Annotated in this window: 18 protein-coding genes; 7 read left to right on the forward strand and 11 right to left on the reverse strand. The window is 36.6% G+C overall.

The features are described from left to right. Position 1 precedes the first annotated feature (1 nt). Genes E7Z79_RS05285 through E7Z79_RS05300 form a run of 4 tightly spaced genes read left to right on the forward strand, consistent with a single transcriptional unit; the run spans position 2 to position 4472 of the window. Positions 2–859, forward strand: a complete 858-nt coding sequence (locus tag E7Z79_RS05285; protein ID WP_303738931.1) for a dihydroorotate dehydrogenase — start codon at positions 2–4, stop codon at positions 857–859. Further along, entirely contained in the window at positions 852–1649 is a 798-nt protein-coding gene (locus E7Z79_RS05290) for a dihydroorotate dehydrogenase electron transfer subunit (RefSeq protein WP_303738932.1), read from the forward strand. The genes E7Z79_RS05285 and E7Z79_RS05290 overlap by 8 nt, the downstream gene beginning before the upstream one ends. Positions 1650–1664: 15 nt before the next feature. Beyond that, complete coding sequence (locus E7Z79_RS05295) at positions 1665–2687, forward strand: AI-2E family transporter (RefSeq protein ID WP_303738933.1); 1023 nt, start codon at positions 1665–1667, stop codon at positions 2685–2687. Next, positions 2688–4472: a DNA-directed DNA polymerase gene (locus E7Z79_RS05300; RefSeq protein ID WP_303738934.1), complete on the forward strand. Its 1785-nt coding sequence runs from the start codon at positions 2688–2690 to the stop codon at positions 4470–4472. A gap of 44 nt (positions 4473–4516) precedes the next feature. Here the strand turns inward: E7Z79_RS05300 and E7Z79_RS05305 are convergent, their stop codons facing one another. The 5 genes from E7Z79_RS05305 to psmB form a co-directional block, all read right to left on the reverse strand. Next, positions 4517–7906 carry a hypothetical protein gene (locus tag E7Z79_RS05305; protein ID WP_303738935.1) on the reverse strand — a complete coding sequence of 1130 codons (3390 nt, stop codon included), beginning with the start codon at positions 7904–7906 and terminating at the stop codon, positions 4517–4519. A 217-nt stretch (positions 7907–8123) separates the two neighbouring features. Further along, entirely contained in the window at positions 8124–9152 is a 1029-nt protein-coding gene (comC, locus tag E7Z79_RS05310; RefSeq protein ID WP_303738936.1) for an L-sulfolactate dehydrogenase, read from the reverse strand. Positions 9153–9180: 28 nt separating this feature from the next. Then, positions 9181–10200 (reverse strand): phosphoribosylformylglycinamidine cyclo-ligase, encoded by a 1020-nt coding sequence (purM, locus tag E7Z79_RS05315; protein WP_303738937.1) that lies wholly within the window; start codon positions 10198–10200, stop codon positions 9181–9183. Between the two features lie 95 nt (positions 10201–10295). Further along, on the reverse strand, positions 10296–12209 hold the full coding sequence (locus tag E7Z79_RS05320; RefSeq protein ID WP_303738938.1) for a beta-CASP ribonuclease aCPSF1: 1914 nt from the start codon (positions 12207–12209) through the stop codon (positions 10296–10298). Positions 12210–12340: 131 nt separating this feature from the next. Further along, a complete protein-coding gene (gene psmB / locus E7Z79_RS05325; protein ID WP_303738939.1) occupies positions 12341–12955 on the reverse strand; it encodes an archaeal proteasome endopeptidase complex subunit beta in 615 nt (204 codons plus the stop codon). A gap of 183 nt (positions 12956–13138) precedes the next feature. On the opposite strand from psmB, the gene E7Z79_RS05330 reads away from it, so the two are divergent. Continuing rightward, positions 13139–13867: a class I SAM-dependent methyltransferase family protein gene (locus E7Z79_RS05330; RefSeq protein WP_303738940.1), complete on the forward strand. Its 729-nt coding sequence runs from the start codon at positions 13139–13141 to the stop codon at positions 13865–13867. Here the strand turns inward: E7Z79_RS05330 and cofG are convergent. From cofG to E7Z79_RS05355, 5 genes are all read right to left on the reverse strand, one after another. Beyond that, entirely contained in the window at positions 13845–14945 is a 1101-nt protein-coding gene (gene cofG / locus E7Z79_RS05335; RefSeq protein WP_303738941.1) for a 7,8-didemethyl-8-hydroxy-5-deazariboflavin synthase subunit CofG, read from the reverse strand. The two genes, E7Z79_RS05330 and cofG, sit on opposite strands and share 23 nt — an antisense overlap. A gap of 2 nt (positions 14946–14947) precedes the next feature. Further along, a complete protein-coding gene (locus E7Z79_RS05340; RefSeq protein WP_303738942.1) occupies positions 14948–15388 on the reverse strand; it encodes a DUF2120 family protein in 441 nt (146 codons plus the stop codon). A gap of 12 nt (positions 15389–15400) precedes the next feature. Next, a complete protein-coding gene (gene mptA, locus E7Z79_RS05345; protein WP_303738943.1) occupies positions 15401–16339 on the reverse strand; it encodes a GTP cyclohydrolase MptA in 939 nt (312 codons plus the stop codon). A gap of 187 nt (positions 16340–16526) precedes the next feature. Then, positions 16527–17003 carry an Lrp/AsnC family transcriptional regulator gene (locus tag E7Z79_RS05350; RefSeq protein ID WP_292807033.1) on the reverse strand — a complete coding sequence of 159 codons (477 nt, stop codon included), beginning with the start codon at positions 17001–17003 and terminating at the stop codon, positions 16527–16529. Between the two features lie 239 nt (positions 17004–17242). Further along, positions 17243–18406 carry a tRNA (guanine(10)-N(2))-dimethyltransferase gene (locus tag E7Z79_RS05355; RefSeq protein WP_303738944.1) on the reverse strand — a complete coding sequence of 388 codons (1164 nt, stop codon included), beginning with the start codon at positions 18404–18406 and terminating at the stop codon, positions 17243–17245. 237 nt (positions 18407–18643) lie between these two features. Between E7Z79_RS05355 and E7Z79_RS05360 the strand changes: the two genes are divergently transcribed. After that, complete coding sequence (locus E7Z79_RS05360) at positions 18644–19522, forward strand: alpha/beta hydrolase (protein WP_303738945.1); 879 nt, start codon at positions 18644–18646, stop codon at positions 19520–19522. A gap of 51 nt (positions 19523–19573) precedes the next feature. Here E7Z79_RS05360 and E7Z79_RS05365 read toward each other — a convergent pair whose 3' ends face one another. Next, the gene (locus tag E7Z79_RS05365) at positions 19574–19768 is read right to left on the reverse strand and encodes a hypothetical protein (protein WP_303738946.1); all 195 of its coding nucleotides are present in this window, start codon (positions 19766–19768) and stop codon (positions 19574–19576) included. Between the two features lie 134 nt (positions 19769–19902). On the opposite strand from E7Z79_RS05365, the gene E7Z79_RS05370 reads away from it, so the two are divergent. Then, on the forward strand, positions 19903–21009 hold the full coding sequence (locus E7Z79_RS05370; RefSeq protein ID WP_303738947.1) for a DegT/DnrJ/EryC1/StrS aminotransferase family protein: 1107 nt from the start codon (positions 19903–19905) through the stop codon (positions 21007–21009). Positions 21010–21038: the final 29 nt, after the last annotated feature.

The following is a 21038-nucleotide window of genomic DNA, read 5'->3' on the forward strand; positions in this document are numbered from 1 at the left end:
GTTGGCGGCAGGAATTATGGGAAGCAACGCCTCATCAATGAACTGGATTTTAAAATCAGGTGCTGGAGGAGTCGTATCCAAATCATTTTCACTTAATCCTCATCCGGGCTATCCGAACCCGACAACAGTAGCGGTTGATGGAGGAATCCTGAATGCGATTGGCCTTTCAAATCCTGGTGTTGAGAATTTCAAGGAAGAACTGAAAAAGATTGATCATGAGGACAATGTAGTTATCGCTTCAATTTATGGGGCAAACCCTTTAGAGTTTTCACAGCTTGTGGAGGAAGTTCAGGAATATGTTGACATGATTGAACTCAATATCTCCTGCCCTCATGCAATGGAAGGGTATGGTGCGTCAATAGGTCAGGACTGTAACTTGAGCCATACCATCGTATCGGCTGCAAAGGACGCTTCTGATGTACCTATCATTGCCAAATTGACTCCGAATGTCACTGACATTACTGAAATTGCAAGGACCTGTGAGGATGCTGGAGCTGACTGTCTGTCTTTAATCAATACATTGGGTCCTGGAATGAAAATCAATATCGATGTTGCAAAACCGGTACTCTTCCATAAGTCCGGAGGAATGAGCGGCAAGGCAATAAAACCTATTGCCGTCAGCAATGTCTATTCTGTTTACGAGGCTGTTGACATTCCTTTGATTGGTGTCGGAGGAATCTACACCTTTGATGATGTTGTCGAATTTATCTTTGCAGGCGCCCGTGCTGTCCAGATAGGAACTGCCATCATGGATGAAGGCGTTGAGGTATTCGGCAAAATCAATCAGGGTCTCGAAGAGTTCATGAAAGATAAAGGTTATTCTTCAATTGATGAAATGGTGGGGATTGCACATGATTAATGAACCGAAAATCGTTGAAATAACAGAAATTGTCACTGAAACTCCTACAATTAAAACATTCAAATTCGATTGGGATTTTGAAACACTTGGAAAACCTAATCCCGGCGAGTTTTTAATGATCTGGAATTTCAATAATGAAAAGCCTATGTCAATATCCCAAATCAATGATGATGAGCTTGCCATAACCGTTAAAAACATCGGCGAGTTCACTTCCCAATTGCATGACCTGCAGGTTGGAGACCAAATCGGAGTTAGGGGAAGTTACGGACATGGATTTGACAACTCATTTATAGGCAAAAAAATCATAGCTATCGGTGGTGGAGTTGGTATGGCTCCAGTTAATGCAATAGCCAGTGATTTGGCCACAAATAATGATGTCAGTGTCATTTCAGCTGCCCAAACAAAGGATGAACTGTTGTTTTTGGATTCACTTGAAGAGTTGGGCATCAGTGTTTATCCGTGCACTGATGATGGAAGTTTCGGATTCGAAGGATTTGCAACAAATTGTCTTAGCGATTTGCTTGAAGATTCAACTTATGATTTTGCATTTGTCTGCGGACCTGAGATAATGATGAAAGGAATCTTTGATATCCTTGAAGATGCAGGAATACCTGGCCAATATTCCCTTGAAAGATATATGAAATGCGCACTGGGAGTGTGTGGTCAGTGCTGTGTTGACAGTGAAGGATGGAGAATCTGTGTGGAAGGTCCTGTTTTTGAAAATGACAAGATATCACAGATTACTGAATTTGCAAAATACAGAAGGGATGCTTCCGGCGTTAAATACTGAGAAGGACATGATAAAATGGGAATTGACATTAAGCAACACTTGACTCCGCCAATGCTTTTGGTAATATTTCTGGTTATAGTCTCATTGATGATTGTATTTCCCGTTTTGAACATGATTATCCTGGGGGCCATTTTGGCATATGGAATAAAGCCGGTAGCCCATAAAATCCAGTCAAAGCTCAAATTCAGCTCAATATCAATATTGCTTGCAATGGTGGTCGTTCTCATACCGTTGATATTGCTGATTGCATATATCGTCACGGAGCTTATAGCGATATTGTCAGGCGCATCATCCACAAGTACCTATGCTGACATCAATTCATTGCTGTCATCCATATCTGCGTACCTGCCATGGAGCTTTGATGTAAATTCCATTTCAACATCAATCAACACATCCGTCCAGGAAATCGGAAGGTATGTCCTGAACTATCTTGCCAAGTTTGTAAGCAGCCTTATGAATATCACACTTGACCTGTTTATTCTTGTATGTTCAGTGTTCTACTTCGTCCGTGACGGAAATAATTTTATTCAATTCATAAGGTCATTTGTTCCTGACGATTCAAAGGCCTTCTTTGACAATACAATTGAATCGGTGAAGGACGTATTGAGAAGCATTTTCTATGGACACTTCCTGACATCAGTAATAATAGGAATATTGGGAGCGATAGGCTATTCTATTCTTGGTTATCCGTTCGGAATCTTTTTAGGCGTGATAACCGGTATCCTACAGCTTATTCCGGTATTCGGCCCATGGCCAATATATTGGGGACTCTTCTTTATGGATCTGCTTTCCGGAAATTACCCAAGGGCAATCACCGTTCTTCTTTTCGGATTTTTCCTAAGCACAATAGACATGTATATAAGGCCGGCCCTTTCAAGCCATTATGCAGATATCCATCCGCTGATATTGCTTGTAGGATTCCTGTCTGGGCCTCTTGTTTATGGCATTGTGGGTTTTATTGTGGGTCCTTTGATTTTAGGAATTACCTATGCTGTTTTGGATAATTATAGAAAGGAATATATTCTGGGAGATGAGTAGATGCAGGAAAACGTAGTGATTTTGGACATAGATTATGTCACATATGAGGAAAGGCCTGTAATCAGATTATTTTCAAAAAAAGGTGATGAAAATATAATTCTAATAGATGATACCTTTGAACCTTACCTGTATGTGATGTCAGATGATGTTGATGAGTGCATGTCTGAAATCAAGGACAATATTGATGTTGTCCGTGTTGAAAAGGTTATAAAAAAGGATTTCCAAATCGAAACTGAATTTGTCAAGGCCACATTCAAGCATCCTCAGGAGCTTGCCAAAAATCGTGACGCACTGAGGGATTTGGAAAGCGTAATCCAAATAAGGGAATTCGACATTCCATTCTACAGACGCTACCTGATGGACCGTGACGTGATTCCAATGACTGAAGTCACAGCAATCGGAGAGGAAATTGAAACATTCCTGGATATGGATTCAACAAAGCAGGACATTAGGATAATCAAGCTCACCGATGAACTGCAGAGGGTAGAGGAATATCCTCAGGATTTCAGGATTTTGAGTTTCGACTTGGAAGTCAGAAACCCTCATGGCATGCCTGATTCTTCTGAAGATGAAATCATCATGATTGGTGTGGCCAGCAATTTCGGCGTCAACCAGGTAATATCCACCAAAACCAATTCCGAAGACAGGGGAGACTTTGTAAATCAGGTTGCATCAGAAAAGGAAATGATTGAAGAGTTTGTTAAAATCATCAAGGACAACAATGTTGACATCATTGTAGGATACAATTCGGATAATTTCGATTTCCCATATCTGAAGGACAGGGCAAAGATACTGGGCGTTGATTTGGATATTGGAATGGATGAATCCGATGTCAAATTCATTAGAAGAGGATACTCAAATGCTGCATCATTTAAGGGCTTGATTCATGTTGATTTGTATCTTGTAATGAGAAGATACATGACACTGGACAGATATACACTGGAAAGGGTTTATTACGAACTCTTCGGTGAGGAAAAGATTGATGTTGCCGGAGATCGCATTTGGGAGTTCTGGGACAGTGGCGGCGAGGAGCTGGACACATTGTTTGATTACTCTCTTGATGATGTGGTATCCACTTTGAAAATTGCGGAGCAGACCCTACCGCTTAACCTGGAACTTACCCGTATTATAGGTCAGCCTCTGTTTGACGTTTCACGTATGGCAACAGGTCAACAGGCAGAATGGTTTTTGGTAAAGCAGGCCTATTTTGACGGTGAAGTCGTGCCGAATAAGCAGGGATCAAACTTTGCAGACCGTGCTTCCGCTGAAGACAATGAAGGAGGATACGTAAGGGAGCCCGAAAAGGGTCTGCATGAGAATCTGGTTCAGTTCGATTTCAGGAGCCTATATCCGAGCATCATCATTTCAAAAAACATATCTCCGGATGTGATGACTCTGGGTGAAATTGAAAATGAGGATGATTATAACATTTCACCTGAACATGGGGTTAAATTCAAAAAATCTCCACAGGGTTTCATTCCATCAGTCATTGATAAGATTCTCCAGGAGAGGTTCAGAATCAAGCGTCAGATGAAGGAATCTGATGATCCTCGTGAAAAGATAGCTTTGGATGTACAGCAACAGGCCATTAAGAGATTGGCAAATACCATGTATGGGATTTATGGATTTCCACGATTTAGATGGTATTCCTTTGAATGTGCAAAGGCAATTACCTCATGGGGAAGGCAGTATATCAAATCATCAATAAAAAAAGCTGAAGAATTCGGTTTTTATGCGATATATGCTGATACTGATGGTTTTTATGCAAAGTACAGAAAAGAATAATTTTTCAAAAAAAAAGAAAAGGGTTAAGAGAAAATTGATTTCTCTTATTTTTTAATTTTTATAGTTGATTTTGCTTTTTTAGCAGTAACATACTTGTTTGCTGAAGTGATTACAACTTTATGTTTTCCAACTTTTAATTTGGCAGTACTGAGTTTTGCAATACCTTTTGAATTGGTTTTTACAGTATAGGATTTTGCTTTTTTACCAGTATATACCTTAACTTTAATTTTTACTCCTGGAATTACTTTTTTAGTCTTTTTGTTTTTAACAGTGACCTTAAAGTATTTTTTAGCGCCTTTTTTGGCGGTAATTTTCTTAGGAGTAAATTTAGCTGGAGCCTTTTTGATAATGATTTTTGAAGTAATCTCTTTAGCGGCAAAGTTTTTGTTGTCTGCACCTGCAATAACAACTCTGTAGGTTCCTGGTTTTAAATTGTCAACTGACAATCTTAATTCACCATTCATTCCAGTATTGCCGTTGTAGTTGTAATATCTGTTTTTAGAGATAAATAACTTGATATTTACTTTTGCAGCATAGATCGGCTTGTTGTTTTTAGTGTTGGTTACTTTTAAAGTAAAGTATTTGCCTCCTTTGTAGTAGGTGGTTAACTTTTTAGCTGTGATTTTTGCGCTAGCCTTTTTAACTGTAATTGTTTTAGTGGCTTGTTTAAAGTCGTATCTGCTGTCTGCAGAGCTAACTATAACTTTATGTTTGCCGACTGCTAATGAAGCACTATATGAAATTTCACCTTTGCTGTTGGTTTGGAACAAGTAATCATTGAATTTTTTGGAAGTGCTGTATAATCTAACTAAGACATACACTCCACTTACGCCTTTACCGTCTTTGGTAAGTTTTATTGTTTGGGTGGCTCCTGTATTATAATAGACTGTGACGTCTTTAGCATTGTTTACAATAGGGATTTTGAGAATAGTGAAACTTCCTTCGGTAGTTTTATTATTGATGTTTTTGGTGTCATTGTTGCTTATGGTTAAGTCATAAGTTCCGCCGACAAATCCTTTAACATTGATTTCACTGGTACCGTTCTCATTGGTTTGGAAATAGTAGTCTTTTTGAGTGGTAGACGGTAAGTAAAGATGTAATATTGTGTTTTTAACTGGATCTCCAGTTGCCACATTGGTTACAGTAATTTTAATCTTTTTATCGCTGCCGTAGTACTCATGATAATCATCAATTATGATGTTGATGTTAGCTTTATTGATGGTTATGTTTTGACTAGTTCCGTTTGTTTTATTGAAATTACCGGATTTGATGGTAACTGTATGATTTCCTACATCCATAAAGCCCCATCCTTGTCCATTCATTTTATTGTTGTCAAAGGTTACTTCTCCATTTTCATTAGTTGTATTGGAGATGGTGGATACGATTGTGATTCCACTACCGCTAATACCGCTTATGGAAATTGAACCAGCTGTTATTCTGTACTCTAAATTAATAGTTTTATTTGCTAAAGCTTCATTTGTATCCATATCAGTGATTTTATAGATGAATTTTCCGCTTTGGTATTCAACAACATTGTTAATAGCTTCAACTTTGATGTTGTAAACTCTGTTTAAAGTGACATTGGTTGTAGCGTTTTTATAGTTGATGTTTAATATTGCGGAAGTGAAGTTTCCATTTTCAAGTTTGATAATTAAAGTGTTATTATTAATCACTTTTGATGCAATTGGAATAACTTTTGTTTCATTTCCATCTTTGTATGTAAGATTAAGAGTTAAGTCGTCTGCAGTGATTTCAACAATTTCAGTACCATTTATAATGGTTAATTCAATGTCCCCTTCTTTAGTAGAGTTAACTTTAATGGTTGAAGTGGCATTGATTCCATAAACGGTCAAGTTAAAACTTTTTGACACTTCAGAGTAGGTGTCGTTACCGAGGTACTTAACAGTAATGTTGTAAACGCCGAAACTGAATTTGTCAGTTAATGTGATAACTGAGTCGTTGCATGTGAATTTGATTTCTTTGCCGTTGCTGTAGACTTTAGTGTTGTTCACAGTAATTGCAATGTTAGTTCCGTTAGCTGCAATAACAGTAACGGTAAAGTTGGCAACTTGTTCTGATCCTTGCGCTAATGATGCAGGAACAGAGATTTCAGTACCTACTTTAAGGGTGGTTCTAGCGGTTAAGTTGTTTTCAGCAGCATATTTGATGTCAACATATGCACTGTCAAAGGTCTTATTTACATTAAATTTGATGGTTTGTTTGTCGTCGAGAAGTGTAATTCCATCAATAGTTGCATTTTTAGTTTCATTACCCACTTTGTAGAATAATGTAAGGGTTAAATTGCCTACAGTAACATTAACTGGATCTGAACCATCATTAAGGTTTAAAGTAATAGTTACATCATTGTTTGAATCTAAGTTTGCAGTTTTATCGGGGTCAAATGTTTGATTACCCCATACTTTTAAAGTCACTGTCCTGTTGGATGGTGCATATGTGCTGTTACCTACATATCGGACATTTAAAGTGTGAACGCCAATAGCTAAATTTTTGACGGTAATTACTGAGTTATTATAATCAAAAGCAACTTCTTTACCATTTTCAAGAACTCTTAAATCGTTTTTGCTGATTGTTAATTCATTATGTTGATTATCATAAACATGTACGCCAGTAATGTTATTGTCATCAGTTATCTTAGTTTTAGTGGCGTTTGCATCAACGCTTGTAGCATACCTTACGCCGATTGTTTTTGTATTAACTGCATCAGTATAGTTTAAAAGTATGCTTTTTATAAGTCTTTCATATGTGAATCTTATTGTTCCATTGTTGTAAGTAAATGCATTACCAATATTTTCTGATATTACGTTTCCTTCTTCGTCAATGTATGTTACATTTATGCTGAAGTTTTCCTCATCTAATTCGAGATATTTAACTCCATCAAAGACTTTTATGTCATTGATTTCAAATTCGTCCCCAGTCTTTACAATATTGTCTGGAGATTCCAATGTTTTATTTCCTAAAATAGATAATATAATATTTTTTGTGGAATTAGCATATGTAGCATTACCTAAATAATTGAGGGTAATGTTATGTTTTCCAACGGTTAATTTTTCTGTAATACTGAGTATTGAATTGTTGTATGTGAAGTTAAGTGATTTGCTTCCTTCAAGTACCTGTAAATCACTTGCGTTAACATTAATGTCTTCACTTTCATTGTCTTTTACAGCAACACTAATGTTCTTGTCTGCATCATAGTCAAATTCACTGTCAACAGCGTCAATAGTAGTATTGATTTTTTCTTGTGTTGCATCATTGCCTGCGTCTTCTCCGTCGGCAAGAACAACTTCTGCATCTGCACTAGCTAATGGACTGTCACTATCTGCAGTGATGTTTTCACTAGCACAAACAGACCCGATACTTACTAATAGGAATATTGCCATCGCTATTAATAAGATATAAGAGTTTTTAAATTTCATAAATTTAGTTCCTCCTTTTTATGAAAATCATATTTTTTGAAAAATAATTTATGATTTTCAGTATAATAATATTGGTATTTTTTTACATTTAAAGGTTTGTCTATTTTCAAGATATTTTTAATATTTTCAAGTTAAAATTAAATTTAAGGTAAAATTTTAATGATATGTAAAAATATATTATCGCTGGTTTAAAAAAAAGATTTATGAAGAATAATGACTATTCTTCAACATATGAATCTATGTCAATGTCTAAATCGTCACAGATTTCTTTTAATTGTTCATATAATTTTTCATCAATTGCCACACCGTTTTCTTCAGTATCAGCAATTCTTTTGACTTCCAAATCTCCCGGAATGGCTACGGTTTCACCGGTTGCCCTTACTTGTGAGATAAAGTCTTCGGTGTTGGCCTTGAATTCGTCAAAGTCACCGAATTTGGAAGGGTCGATTACAACATATAAGTCACCTTTTGTACAGTCCTTATCAGGTGAAGCTGTACCGGTTACTCCAAGACCATATCCTGCCTGTACTAATGGTCCGGTTAAGATTTCAATTAATAATGACAATGCGTATCCTTTGAATCCTCCGAATGGTAAAATTGAACCTTCAAGTGCTGCTTCAGGATCATTTGTTGGGTTTCCATCTTTGTCTAATGCCCAACCGTCAGGCAAATCAAGTCCTTTTCTTTTTGATTCGATGATTTTTCCACGTGCGGTGACTGAAGTTGCCATGTCCACGGTAATGTATGAATCTGATGGGATTCCCAATGCAAGAGGGTTGGTTCCGATTAATTTATCTTTACCGCCTAATGGTGCGATAGCAGGGTCGGTATTTGCTAAAACCAAACCGATGCAGTTTTCTCTTAAAGCCAAATCTGAGTAAAATCCTGTAACTCCAAAGTGATTGGTATTGTGTACACCTACACAGGCGATACCTACATCTTTAGCTTTTTTGATTGCAAGCTGCATTGCCTTGTATGATACCGCTTGTCCAAATCCGCTGTTACCGTTGATTAATGCGATTGCAGGAGTTTCCTTTTCGATAGTGATGTTTTCCTCTAAATTGATTGTTCCTGCTTTGATACTAATTAAATATTGTGGGAATCTTCCAAGCCCATGTGATGTGAATCCTTTTAGGTCTGCATCCAATGTAGCTTCTGCAACTAATTCTTGATCTTCTTCGCTAGCTCCAAGCTTAGCCAATATCTCTTTTACAAGAGCCATTTCCTTATCTTTCATTATCTTCATTCTTTCACTCCCCTCTTTTTCTTAATAATTAGTATTCAAGTTCAGATCCTTCAAAGGCTTTGACGGTGATTTTTTCATCATCTGTAACTTTTCCTATTATTTGGCAATCACAGTATTCCTTTAAAGTTTCCATAATCTTATCCGCTTCTGTCTCTTCGCAGATAACAACAAAACCGACACCCATGTTGAAAACCTTGTACATCTCTTTGATGTCAACGTTCTGTTCATAAATAAGTTTAAATATTTCTGGAACTTCCGGAAGATTGTTGATGTCATATCCTACGCCTTTTTTCAAACGTCTGAGATTGGTGAATCCTCCTCCGGTAATGTGTGCAAGTCCATTAATTTTATATTCTTTTTCAAATAGGCTCACGATAGGTTTTACGTATAATTCAGTTGGTCTGATTAGCTCTTCACCAACGGTAGTTTCACCGTTAGGCATCTTGTCGTCAACAGTGAGTCCTGCATCATCAAACAATGCTTTTCTTGCAAGGCTGTATCCGTTGGAATGAATTCCGTTACTGTTGATACCTATTAAAACATTTCCAGGTTCGATATCCTCGCCGGTAATGATCTTGTCGATATCTACAAAACCGATACCTGTTCCTGCAAGGTCAAAGTCTTTAATGATTCCTGGAAGTGAAGCTGTTTCTCCTCCAATGATTGCGATTCTTGACTCGTTTGCACCTGTTACCAAACCTTCAGCAATTTCAGCTGCCCTTTTAGGGTCAGGTTTTTCAACGGCAAGGTAATCAACTAATGCAATAGGTTCCGCTCCGACACATAGGATGTCGTTAACAACCATTGCAATGCAGTCTATACCTACGGTATCGTATTTGTTCATCATTTCAGCAATTAAAATTTTACTTCCAACGCCGTCAGTACTCATTGCGATTGCTTTGTCGCCTAATTTTACTAAAGCCGCATAATGACCACTGTCGGTAATAATATCTCTACATTCCAATGTTGATTTGAGTTTGTCTGCTAGTGCAGAGACAGTAACTGCTTCCAAATCAATATCTACACCGGATTCTGAATAAGTAACCATAATTACACCTATTAAAAATAAAATATAATGTTGTAATAGATTTACAACATTTTCATAATACTATATATTTTGTTTTATATAGTATTTAATTATTATTAATGAATTCTCACACAGTCTAAATTAACTGGAGTTTTGGTCTCGATTTTATAACTTCTATGAATAGATGATGCCAAGTCCACTGCTTTGTATGGGTCTCCGTGACAGGTAATGACCTTTTCAGGTCTTGGATTGAGTCTTTTGACGTATTCCATCAGTTGTCTCCTGTTGGAGTGACCACTGAATCCATTGATAGTTTTAACTTGCATTTTGACACAGAATTGTCTTGTTCTGCCGTCGTCATCTTCGAGAGGAATCTCTTTCCATCCTTTTTGAACCCTTCTACCCATGGATCCTTCGGATTGATATCCTACAAAGATGATGGTGTTTCTTTCATCTTCACATAACCATTTGAAGTATTCGACTGAATTTCCTCCAGTCAGCATACCTGAAGTTGATAGGATGATTGCAGGCTGTTTTGCTTCAACAATGTCCTTTCTTTGGTCATGATTTTGAACCTTCTTAAACATGTCTGAGACAAATGGGTTTCTTCCCATGTGGAAGATTTGATCTCTTAAGTCTTTGCTCAGGTATTCTGGCCTTGCGGTGTGAATCGCTGTAGCTTCCCAAATCATTCCGTCAATGTAGATTGGCACTTCTTCAATCATTCCATGTCTCATGTATTCTTCAAGAACGACCATCAGTTCCTGTGCCCTTCCTACTGCAAATACCGGAACCAGTACTTTTCCGCCACGTTTAAGTGTTTTGTAGATGGTTTTCATCATTTCTTTTTCGGCATTGTTTCTGGAAGGCTGCACATCTTCCTTTCCACCGTAAGTACTTTCCATAATTACGGTTTCAGCACGAGGGAATCTGTATGTGGCAGGTTCAAGCAGTCTTGATGGTTCATATTTGAAGTCTCCGGTATATACAAGGTTGTGGGCTCCGTCCCCAATGTGCATATGGGAGATTGCTGAACCTAAGATGTGTCCTGCATTATGTAATGTTAATCTTATGTCCGGTGAAATGTCTGTTACTTCACCATAGTCAAGTGTGAGGGTATTTTTAATTTGATGTTTCACGTCTTTTGATGTGAACGGTAATGGATTGCCCTCCCTGTGAGCAATATCCAAGTGGTCAAATTGTAAAAGTGTGGTTAAATCTCTGGTTGGGGTTGTACAGTAAACAGGTCCATCATATCCATAATGGAAAAGGTAAGGTACAAATCCGCAATGATCCAAGTGAGCGTGAGATATGATGACTGCATCCAATTCTTCAATTGAAAATTCAGGAGCATTTAACATTGGAAATGCATTTTTATTATCTGATGCAGCAACATTAACACCACAATCAAGTAAAACACGGCTGTTTGGTGTTTGCAATAACATTGATGAACGTCCTACCTCTTTGAATCCACCCATTGAACTAACTCTTGCCCAATCGTTTGGGAATTTACTTCCTTGGTGAATTTGACGTCCAAGCCTTTGCAGTAATTTTTTCCTGTCTTTACTGCTGTTCTTTTGAATAGTCCTGATTTTTCCAATGATGTCTGAACTGATCGGTGGGGTTCTTAAAATTTTAGGCGCCCATCCGGTATTCTTAACGATACTTCTTGAGGTAACACCGTATTTTCCAATAACGAGTCCAGGTTTTTTGGCGGTGATGACCACTTCACCGGTTACTGTATCAAAGTAGATATCGGTAATTTCAGCTCCATCAGGAACTATTTCATGAATTTTATTTATAGTTGCTTCCGGTTCAAGTAAAGCACTTTTGTCAGATCTAATAATAATTCTTTTTCTAAGTTCTTTTGCAAGTGACCTAATAAGATCGCCGTTTTCAGTAATAATTTCTGGATTTTTAGTGTAGACTACCACTTCCGGACCTTCAAATTCCACTTTTGAAACCTGAATTTCATCTGGTAGTTTACTTAAAATCTCTTTTTTAATATCTTCTAAAATGTCTGAAGTCATATAATCCCTTCAAAAAAAGTTTGTGTAGGATAATAGTTTATGAAAGCATTTAAGCTATAATTAGTAAAATTTCATAAACTATCTACACGGTTATATAAAAAATAGTTAGTTATGAAAAATTAGCTTATTACTTATAGTTTTCCAAGAATCTCATTAATTTTTTCATTATCTAACATTTCAAAGCCGTTTTTATCCACTTTAGCGACTAAATATCCGTTACCGGAGAAGGTGTCACGTTCAGCAGCGGCTCTTATAGCTCTTATGGCTATTTCAATTCCTTCGTCAGTTGTTAAATCATCTCTGAACCTGTCTTCAAGAACACCGTAAGCTACGATTGAACCTGATCCGGTTGAGATGTAAGTATCTTCAATCATACCTCCAGCTGGGTCTAATGAGTAAAGAGATGGTTTGTCTCCGTCCATTCCTCCGAGTAATGTTTGAACATACATCGGTCCGGAACGTAGGATGTTTGCAGTTAATGATGCAGCTGCTTTAACGCTGATTGCATCGTTGTTTCTCATCTGATAGAGTGAAACTTCTGCTTCAATGACTTTCATTAAACTTTGAGCATCTCCCACGGAACCAGCTATGGTGGTTACAATGTGATCGTCAATTTTAAATATTTTTTCTGCTACTTTGTGAGCTACAAGGTTTCCCATACTAGCTCTTCTTTCGCTTGCAAATACAACTCCGTCTTTACAAGTAATTCCGACGGTTGTTGTACCTTCTAGTATTTTATCATCCATTTAAATACACCTCATATAAGTATTTAAAATATCTAATTTCAACTACTTATAGGTTAATTTAACAAAATATAAACTAATCTGGCGATTAATTTTATTTAAAATCAGAATCAATAATTAGTATAAACTAACAATATTAATATTAACTATTTGCATATATAAACTTTTCTTTTATGGGGGGTGTTTATGAAATATAAAAAAATCGGAGATATCCTGATACTTGACAGCAATTATCAAAATGACGATTTTTTGGAGTTGTCCCGAAAGCATAAAGTAAAGACAATCATGAAAATCGACCATATTCAGGGAACAAAAAGGGAACCGGTTTATAAGGTCATTTATGGCAGCGATACCGAAACAATCAACAAGGAAAATGGGTGCCTGTTCAAGCTTGATTTGACTAAAGTCATGTGGTCTAAAGGAAACAACAACGAAAGGTTGAGGATTGCTAAATTGGTTGATGACGGAGAGACCGTAATAGACATGTTTGCGGGCATAGGTTATTTTTCTATTCCAATCGGTGTTCATGCAAATGCCCGTGAGGTTATCGCAATTGAAATCAATCCCAATTCATATCATTTCCTATGTGAAAATGTCAAACTGAATAGGTTGGATAACATCACCCCGATTTTGGGGGACTGTAAGGATGTCACTCCCAACTTCAAGGCGGACAGAATCATAATGGGTTATGTCAAGACAACTCATCATTACCTGAAAGTGGCCATTGACAGTTTAAATGAAGGCGGAATCCTTCACTATCATGAAACGGTTCCCGAAAAGTTGATGACATCAAGGCCGATTGAAAGAATCATTTCTGAAGCTGGCGGCCGTGATGTTGAGCTATTGAAAATAAATAAAGTAAAAAAATATTCTCCTGGAGTATGGCACGTTGTTATTGATGCTCGGATAGATTAGAGATCTTTTCTAACAATATATCGTTCAACCATTCTTTGTTGACGTATTTATCATAGACGCATAGCCTTTCAATTAGTTTAAATCCATCATCTTCAGTCAGTTTTTTAAGCTCATCGATTCCAGGCCATGGAGATGTGATGTTAACGTAATCAGGACTTATCGGTGAAACGCCGCCCCAATCGTCAGCGCCGCATGACAGGAATGTCTGGGCTGTGGCCCTATTAAGATTAGGTGGAACCTGAATGCTGACGTCAGTATCTTTAAATAATAATCTGGCTGCAGTAACTGTTCTGATCATATCCAGTAAGCTTGGTTCTGGCCAGTCTTCCATTTCAATCCCAGGTATAGGTGTGAAATTTTGAATGATGACCTCCTGAATATGACCATACTTGTCATACAGGTCTCTGATGGCAAGCAGGGATTCGGCAACTTCTTCATGGGTTTCGCCAATTCCAATCAAGATTCCTGTTGTGTATGGAATCTTAAGTTTTCCTGCATTTTCAATGGTTTGTAGTCTGATTTTCGGATCTTTGCCAGGACTTTTATTGTGGGCTGGCAGTTCCATCAGTCTTGAGGATGAGTTTTCAAGCATCAATCCCATTGAAGCGTTGACCTCTTTCAGCCTTTTCAAATCTTCATAAGAGTAATTTCCGCCGTTGGTATGTGGCAGGAGAGAAGTTTCGTCCAATGTCATCTGACAGATGTCGACGACATAATCGACCATTTTTTCATAGCCATATTCAGCCAATTTTAAGCGGACGGCCTCCTCCTCATCGGCATCTTCGCCGAATGTAAACAAGGCTTCCTTGCACCCATATTTTTCTGCTTCTTTCAAATCATTCAAGACTTCTTCCTTGCTTTTTAAAAGAATCACATCTGGATCGTCAGGATGCTTTTTAAAATTACAGTATCCGCAGTCATTTCTGCAGATTTCAGTCAATGGTATGAAAATGTTTTTAGAATAAGTAATAAGATTATTCTCCCTATATTTCACTGCTTCTGACATGTATTTAATGATTTCACTGTCAGTCGCATTTAATATTTGGAGAATATCCTCTTTAGTTAAATTTGATGTCATGTTTAATCTTCACGTTCAGAAACGGTAACTTCCACATAAAGCGGAGGAATTTCATTTTTATCTTCCCAAATTGCGATAATAACATCAAAACTTGGAAGTTCAAACACTTTGTATTCAACAACAAGACCCATTGATTCAAGTTCCTCTTTCATTCTCATGAATCCCTTGTTGTCAACATCGCTTGTAACGTTTTCGCTTCTTTTGATGTTTTTATCTCCAACTTTAAGAATATCTGAAATTTTTTCAGATGTGGCATCCAATTCAGTTCCGCCTAGAATTTCACCAATTTCAGCAAGCTTTGATTCGAATTCATCGAGGGGCAGAACTTTTCTGGATCTGCCTCTAACAATCAATATTCTTTCGTTATCTATTGCAGGTCTTGAACCTTTAAAGGCATCGAAAAATCCCATTACCTGACCTGCAAGTTCATAAGTCTTTTTCATTAAATCATATCCTTAGATATTTAATTCTTCTTTTAACTCCCCAAGGGTAGTTACTTTTTCTGCATAAGCATTGTGTCTGTGGATACTTTCTTGATTTTCTTGACGTGCTGTAATTAATGTATCATCTGGGAAATCACCATATTTTTTAACGATTTTTTCCATCATGTTTCTAACGCAATCTTCAACGAAAACAGGATTTCTGTGTGCGTTCATTACTGTTGCGTTTTCATCAGGTCTTTTGAGTAATTCACATACTGGGGAACTCATTGATGTTTCAATGATTTCAATCAAATCTTCCGCTTTGACATATTTGTCTTCTGGAACTTCGATCAACAATGTTCCTACTCCTCTTTGATTATGTGAGGCGAAAGTGACTGTATCTAAAACCTTTTGAGTGGTTTCCTCATCTAAAAATTCTAATAGTTTTGTCTTGTCGGATTCTCTGACAGATTCCTGTGCACATGGACACACTGTCATTCCAATAAGTTCTGCGCCTATGCTTTTTCTAATATCTACGTTACCATCTTTGTCTCTTAACCCAATGGCTTTAGCTTTTAGGTGTGCCATTTCCTGGGTTTTGTTCTTGGTAACAGGAGATTCTTTCATGAACATAAAATCAGTTGTCATTGAGATTTCAACACGTTCTGCATATTCGTGTTTAGTCATCATTCTGTCAACTATTTTTGCACATAATGATTCAACGTCTACGGTAGAGTCTTTAGCTACATCTTCGAGGACTTCACTAATGGCTTCCGGGTTCCTGGACATGTGTACTCCTTTTTGGTCACTTGGTAAATCTACAAATGCATCAAAGGTAGGTACTAGTATTATAGGTCTTTTATTTGTTCTTTTAAGTTGTAATAATTTTTTAACTCCAGTTACACCCACTCTTGTTAGTTTTATAGGTATATTTGGAGTATCGTCCTGAGTATCGGGTAAGCAAACTGCCAATTTAATAACCTCTATTTAAATTAATTTAAATATTATAATATTTGTATTTCTTTTTATATAAATACCTAATAAAATCAACATTGACACGGCAATATTTTTATAACTATGAAAAAAATTTTTTACAAAAATAGATAATAAGAAATAAATTAAAAAGTAGTTTGGTTAAACCACTTTTTTTTAAACAAAATTATAAGATATTGGATGATCCCATATCTTCTTTAATAACATCAAGAACAGTTTGGGTATATGTTCTTTCTATAATTGGGTCTTTCAATAATTCTTTAATAAATGCGTTCAATTCATTTGTGTTTCTGAATTTAGCAATTAAGAATGCGTCGTATTCTCCAGTAACATCATAGATTCCAACAACATTTTTGTTAAAGAATGTTTTTTCTTCCCAATTTTTAAGTTTTCCACCTTTAACTCTTACTCCGATAATGGTGGTCAAAACGAAACCTAATTTTTCGTGGTCAATAACTGGGGAGAATTTTTTAATCACGCCAGATTTAACCATTTTATCAATACGGTTGTGAACAGTTCCAACAGAAACATCTAAGCTACGAGATATTTGTCTGTAAGAAGTTCTAACGTCCTCATTAATAATTTTTAAGATGTTAATATCAGTATCGTCAAGTTTTACTACATTATCTTTAGTTTTCACCATTTCCAATCTCCCTATATAGTTTTTTTTATACTATTCGGTCAATTCGTAGATTAACCATATAATTTATAATACTGTTTTTATAATATATAAAACTTTGTCTATATTATCAATTATTTACTAATTTTTATTAAACAATAGTTATGAAGTAATTTTTTCTACACATGTTTTTTTTAAAATTTGATTGAATAAATAAGGCTATTGGATTTTTTTATTATTCATTATATAATTTTAAAATTTACCTAAATATCATTTAATTTAATCAGAATATTTTTAATATCTTCAATTCCAGCATCACTTTTAATGCCTATTGGGTTATAGTGGGTCCTTATGGCTTTGAACCCTTCCTTTTCAAGTTCATTTAAAATTAATTCAAATTTTGGTGCACTGATTTTTAGTGATTTGCATATGCTGTGAACGTCATAAAATGTTGCTGGAGCATCACATTCCACAAGACATTTGTTCAATAGCTTCAATGCCTCTTTTTCACTGTTGATTTTCTTGTTGTCTGCTTCATCAATCATTTTTTGGATAAATTCGCCATCCTGAATTTTTCCCAGCCATAATGGTCCTGCATGAACTAACTTTTCACCGCAGATTGGGCAAACATCATCAATAGGGCTGGCCAGTCCGTTGCTGGTTTGCCTGTGCAGGCAGTGCTTACAATGGCTGATATACCCGATGTTTTTTAGGGATTCGTCAGTCCTTTTTGAACCTTTTTTGATTTCAAGGTATAATCTCATGTAGTGTTCAGTGCTGTGTGACATCTTCACTTCAATTAACTTGGCATATTTTGAAAGAGTGAGTGCAACAAAACCTGCCAATATCCTAATTCCTGTCTCATGGCAGTATTCGCTTTTATAAGGCTTTGAATTATATTTTCGGATGCAGGGTTCTTCATATGTTCCGCACAATGCTGATGTGTCGGTTGCAGTAACGCACATCAGTGAGTTTCTACGGGCGCAATACCCTGCTGAGTCTAGAAACGGTGAGGGGGTACCGAATGGATCTATATCGATGACATCGAATTCCCCACGTTTCATCCTCAGGAACATGCTGGCGTCATGCTGATACACATGAACATCATTCAAATTGTTCAGTTCAATGTTGTGTCTTTCATAATGATTCGCTGTTTCGCTTATGTCATTGATTGAAACTTCGCCAACACCATCAATTTCATTTTTATATCTCGTGCCTCTGATTCCGCTTCCTCCAAACAAATCGCAGATGTTTATTTCACGGTCTTGATCTTTTTGAAATGTTTGGATTGCAAGAATGGATAAATCCCTGTTCATTTCCATATGAGGGTTATAAAATACGGGTGCTGCTGATGAAACCTTTTCATATTCCGGAAATTCGATTTTTGTCAATCCTTCTTCAATACTTACTATTTTATATTCGTCCATTACTTCTCACTCTTGATTTTTTCAATAACTAATATTTTAAATATTATTAGATTTAAATTTATTTCCTCTTTTAAATTTTTTGTTAAAACTGAGTCTTTCGATTGAAATATTCAACGGTGGCCACAGACAACTGCAATTTGAAATATATCTTTATATAAGGACCATATTTTATAAAATTCTTAATTTTATATACTTTGATAAATATAATTCATAATAATCAACACAAAAGGTATCAAAATGTCAAAAAGATCAAAAATTGTAGAAAAGATTTTGGAAAAAAATCATCGGGAATATATGGATGATGCCGATGCAGCTGACGAACATTTGAAGGAACGCTCCGCTGTAGAGGATGAAACCTACAAAATACCAAAAAAGGTATATCACACAAAAGTTGAAAGCAAGAATCTGTTCGGATGCCAGATGCTAACTTTCAACGATGTTGAAGATGCAGAGCGCATGGTAATATACATTCATGGAGGAGGATACGTTAACGAAATCAGACTGCCCCACATTTCCTTTTGCGACAGACTTGCAAAAAAAATCAACGCATGCGTATTCTCTCCGATATACCCTCTCGCTCCAAACCATACCTATGAAGAAAGCTATGAAATTGTTGAAAAACTGTATAATCACCTATTGACAACAGAAAAACCCATTATAATCATGGGAGACTCAGCCGGAGGAGGATTTTCTGCAGCATTCTGCGAATATCTGGCAGTTAAGGATATGCCTCAGCCTGAAAACCTAATTCTGATATCACCATGGGTTGACATGTCAATGTCCGGAAACTATGACGATGTTGAATATGACCCTATGCTTGGAATTGAGGGTGCTCGTGAAATAGGCAAAGCATGGGCCGGAGACCTGGACACTAAAGACTATAAGGTAAGTCCGCTATTTGGAGAAGTGGATAAGCTTCCTAAAACTACAGTATTTGTAGGGACTCATGAAATAATCTATCCTGACATTGTCGAATTTTACAACAAGCTGCATGATAATGGCGTTGATGCCGAACTGATTGTCGGTGAGGAAATGAGCCACGTGTATCCTCTTTATCCGATGGTTCCCGAAGCAAAAGAGGCATTCAATCGGATTGTTGAAATACTTCTAGATTAATTTGAATTAGTATGGAGATTTAATCATTAAATGTAGTCATAAATCTCCCTTTTAATTTTCTTTTTTTCCAGATTGTGCCTTTTTCATCGAGTTCTGCTTTTCAATTAATTCGGAATGGGAATTGAAAAGATCACTCGTATTTTTTTTAACGGCTCTCTGATTAACCATCATGGTCCTGAGGAAGTGATTTTTCACAATATCTATTTCTTCAAGTAGCTCATTATTTGTGGTTAAACCTCTTTGCATGATAGATTAATATATCATAACACAATATATATTTAATAGAGAGAGCATTTTTTGAGTAATAAACTTTTATTACTTGAATGTGCACGTGATATTTTTAAATATTAGTATGATTATTTAATTTAAATGGTGATATTGTGTCAGATATTAAAGTTCCTATTGCAAAACCGATAATCGGTGATGAAGAAATTGAAAATGTAGTTGAAGTATTGAAATCAGGAATGATTGCCCAAGGGCCAAAAGTAGCTGAATTCGAGCAAAAATTTGCTGAATGGGTTGGAGCAGAATATGGTATTGCTGTCAACTCAGGAACTGCTGCGTTGCATACTGCATTGCTTGCATGCGGCATCGGTCCGGGCGATGAAGTGATTACAACTCCATTCACATTCATTGCAAGCGGAAATTCAATTGTTTATACTGGCGCAAAACCTGTGTTTGCAGATATTGATTTGAAAACCTACACCTTAAATCCGGATGCGATTGAAGGGCTGATAACTGAAAATACAAAGGCAATCATGCCGGTTCAGTTATATGGTCAGTCTGCAGATATGGATAAGATTAATGAGATTGCTGAAAAGCATGGTCTGATTGTTATCGAGGATGCTGCTCAGGCTCATGGAGCAACTTTCAACGGTCAAAAAGTTGGAAGTATCGGAGATATGTCCTGCTTTAGTTTTTATCCAACAAAAAATATGACTACCTCCGAAGGAGGAATTATCACCACTGATGATGAAGATTTAGCCGAAAATGCAAGAATTTTCAGGGCACATGGAGCATCAGTCAGATATCACCATGATGCAATAGGTTATAACTTTAGGATGACTGATATTTCCGCAGCCATAGGCCTTGCACAATTGGAAAAAATTGATGAATTCAACGATATTAGAATTGCCAATGCTGATTATTTGAATAAGGGTTTGGCTGATGTTGATGGAATCATCACACCTTACTGTGCCGACGGATCAAAACATGTATATCACCAGTACACAATCAGGGTTGAAAAAGGAGACCGTGATGACTGGGTTGACTTAATCAATGATTATGGTGTTGGAACAGGCATTCACTATCCGATTCCATTGTATAACCAGCCTATTTATAAGACATTAGGCTTTGAAGGGAATTGTCCAAATGCAGAACTTGCAGCGGATAATGTTATTTCCCTACCTGTTCATCCATCATTAACAAAAGAAGATTTGGATATGGTAATTGAAGCTGTTAAAAAAGCTTCTGAAGAGTTAGATTAAACTCTAACTTTCATTCTTTTTTTTTTAAA

The organism is Methanobrevibacter thaueri (assembly GCF_015062905.1).
Taxonomy (GTDB): domain Archaea; phylum Methanobacteriota; class Methanobacteria; order Methanobacteriales; family Methanobacteriaceae; genus Methanocatella; species Methanocatella thaueri_A.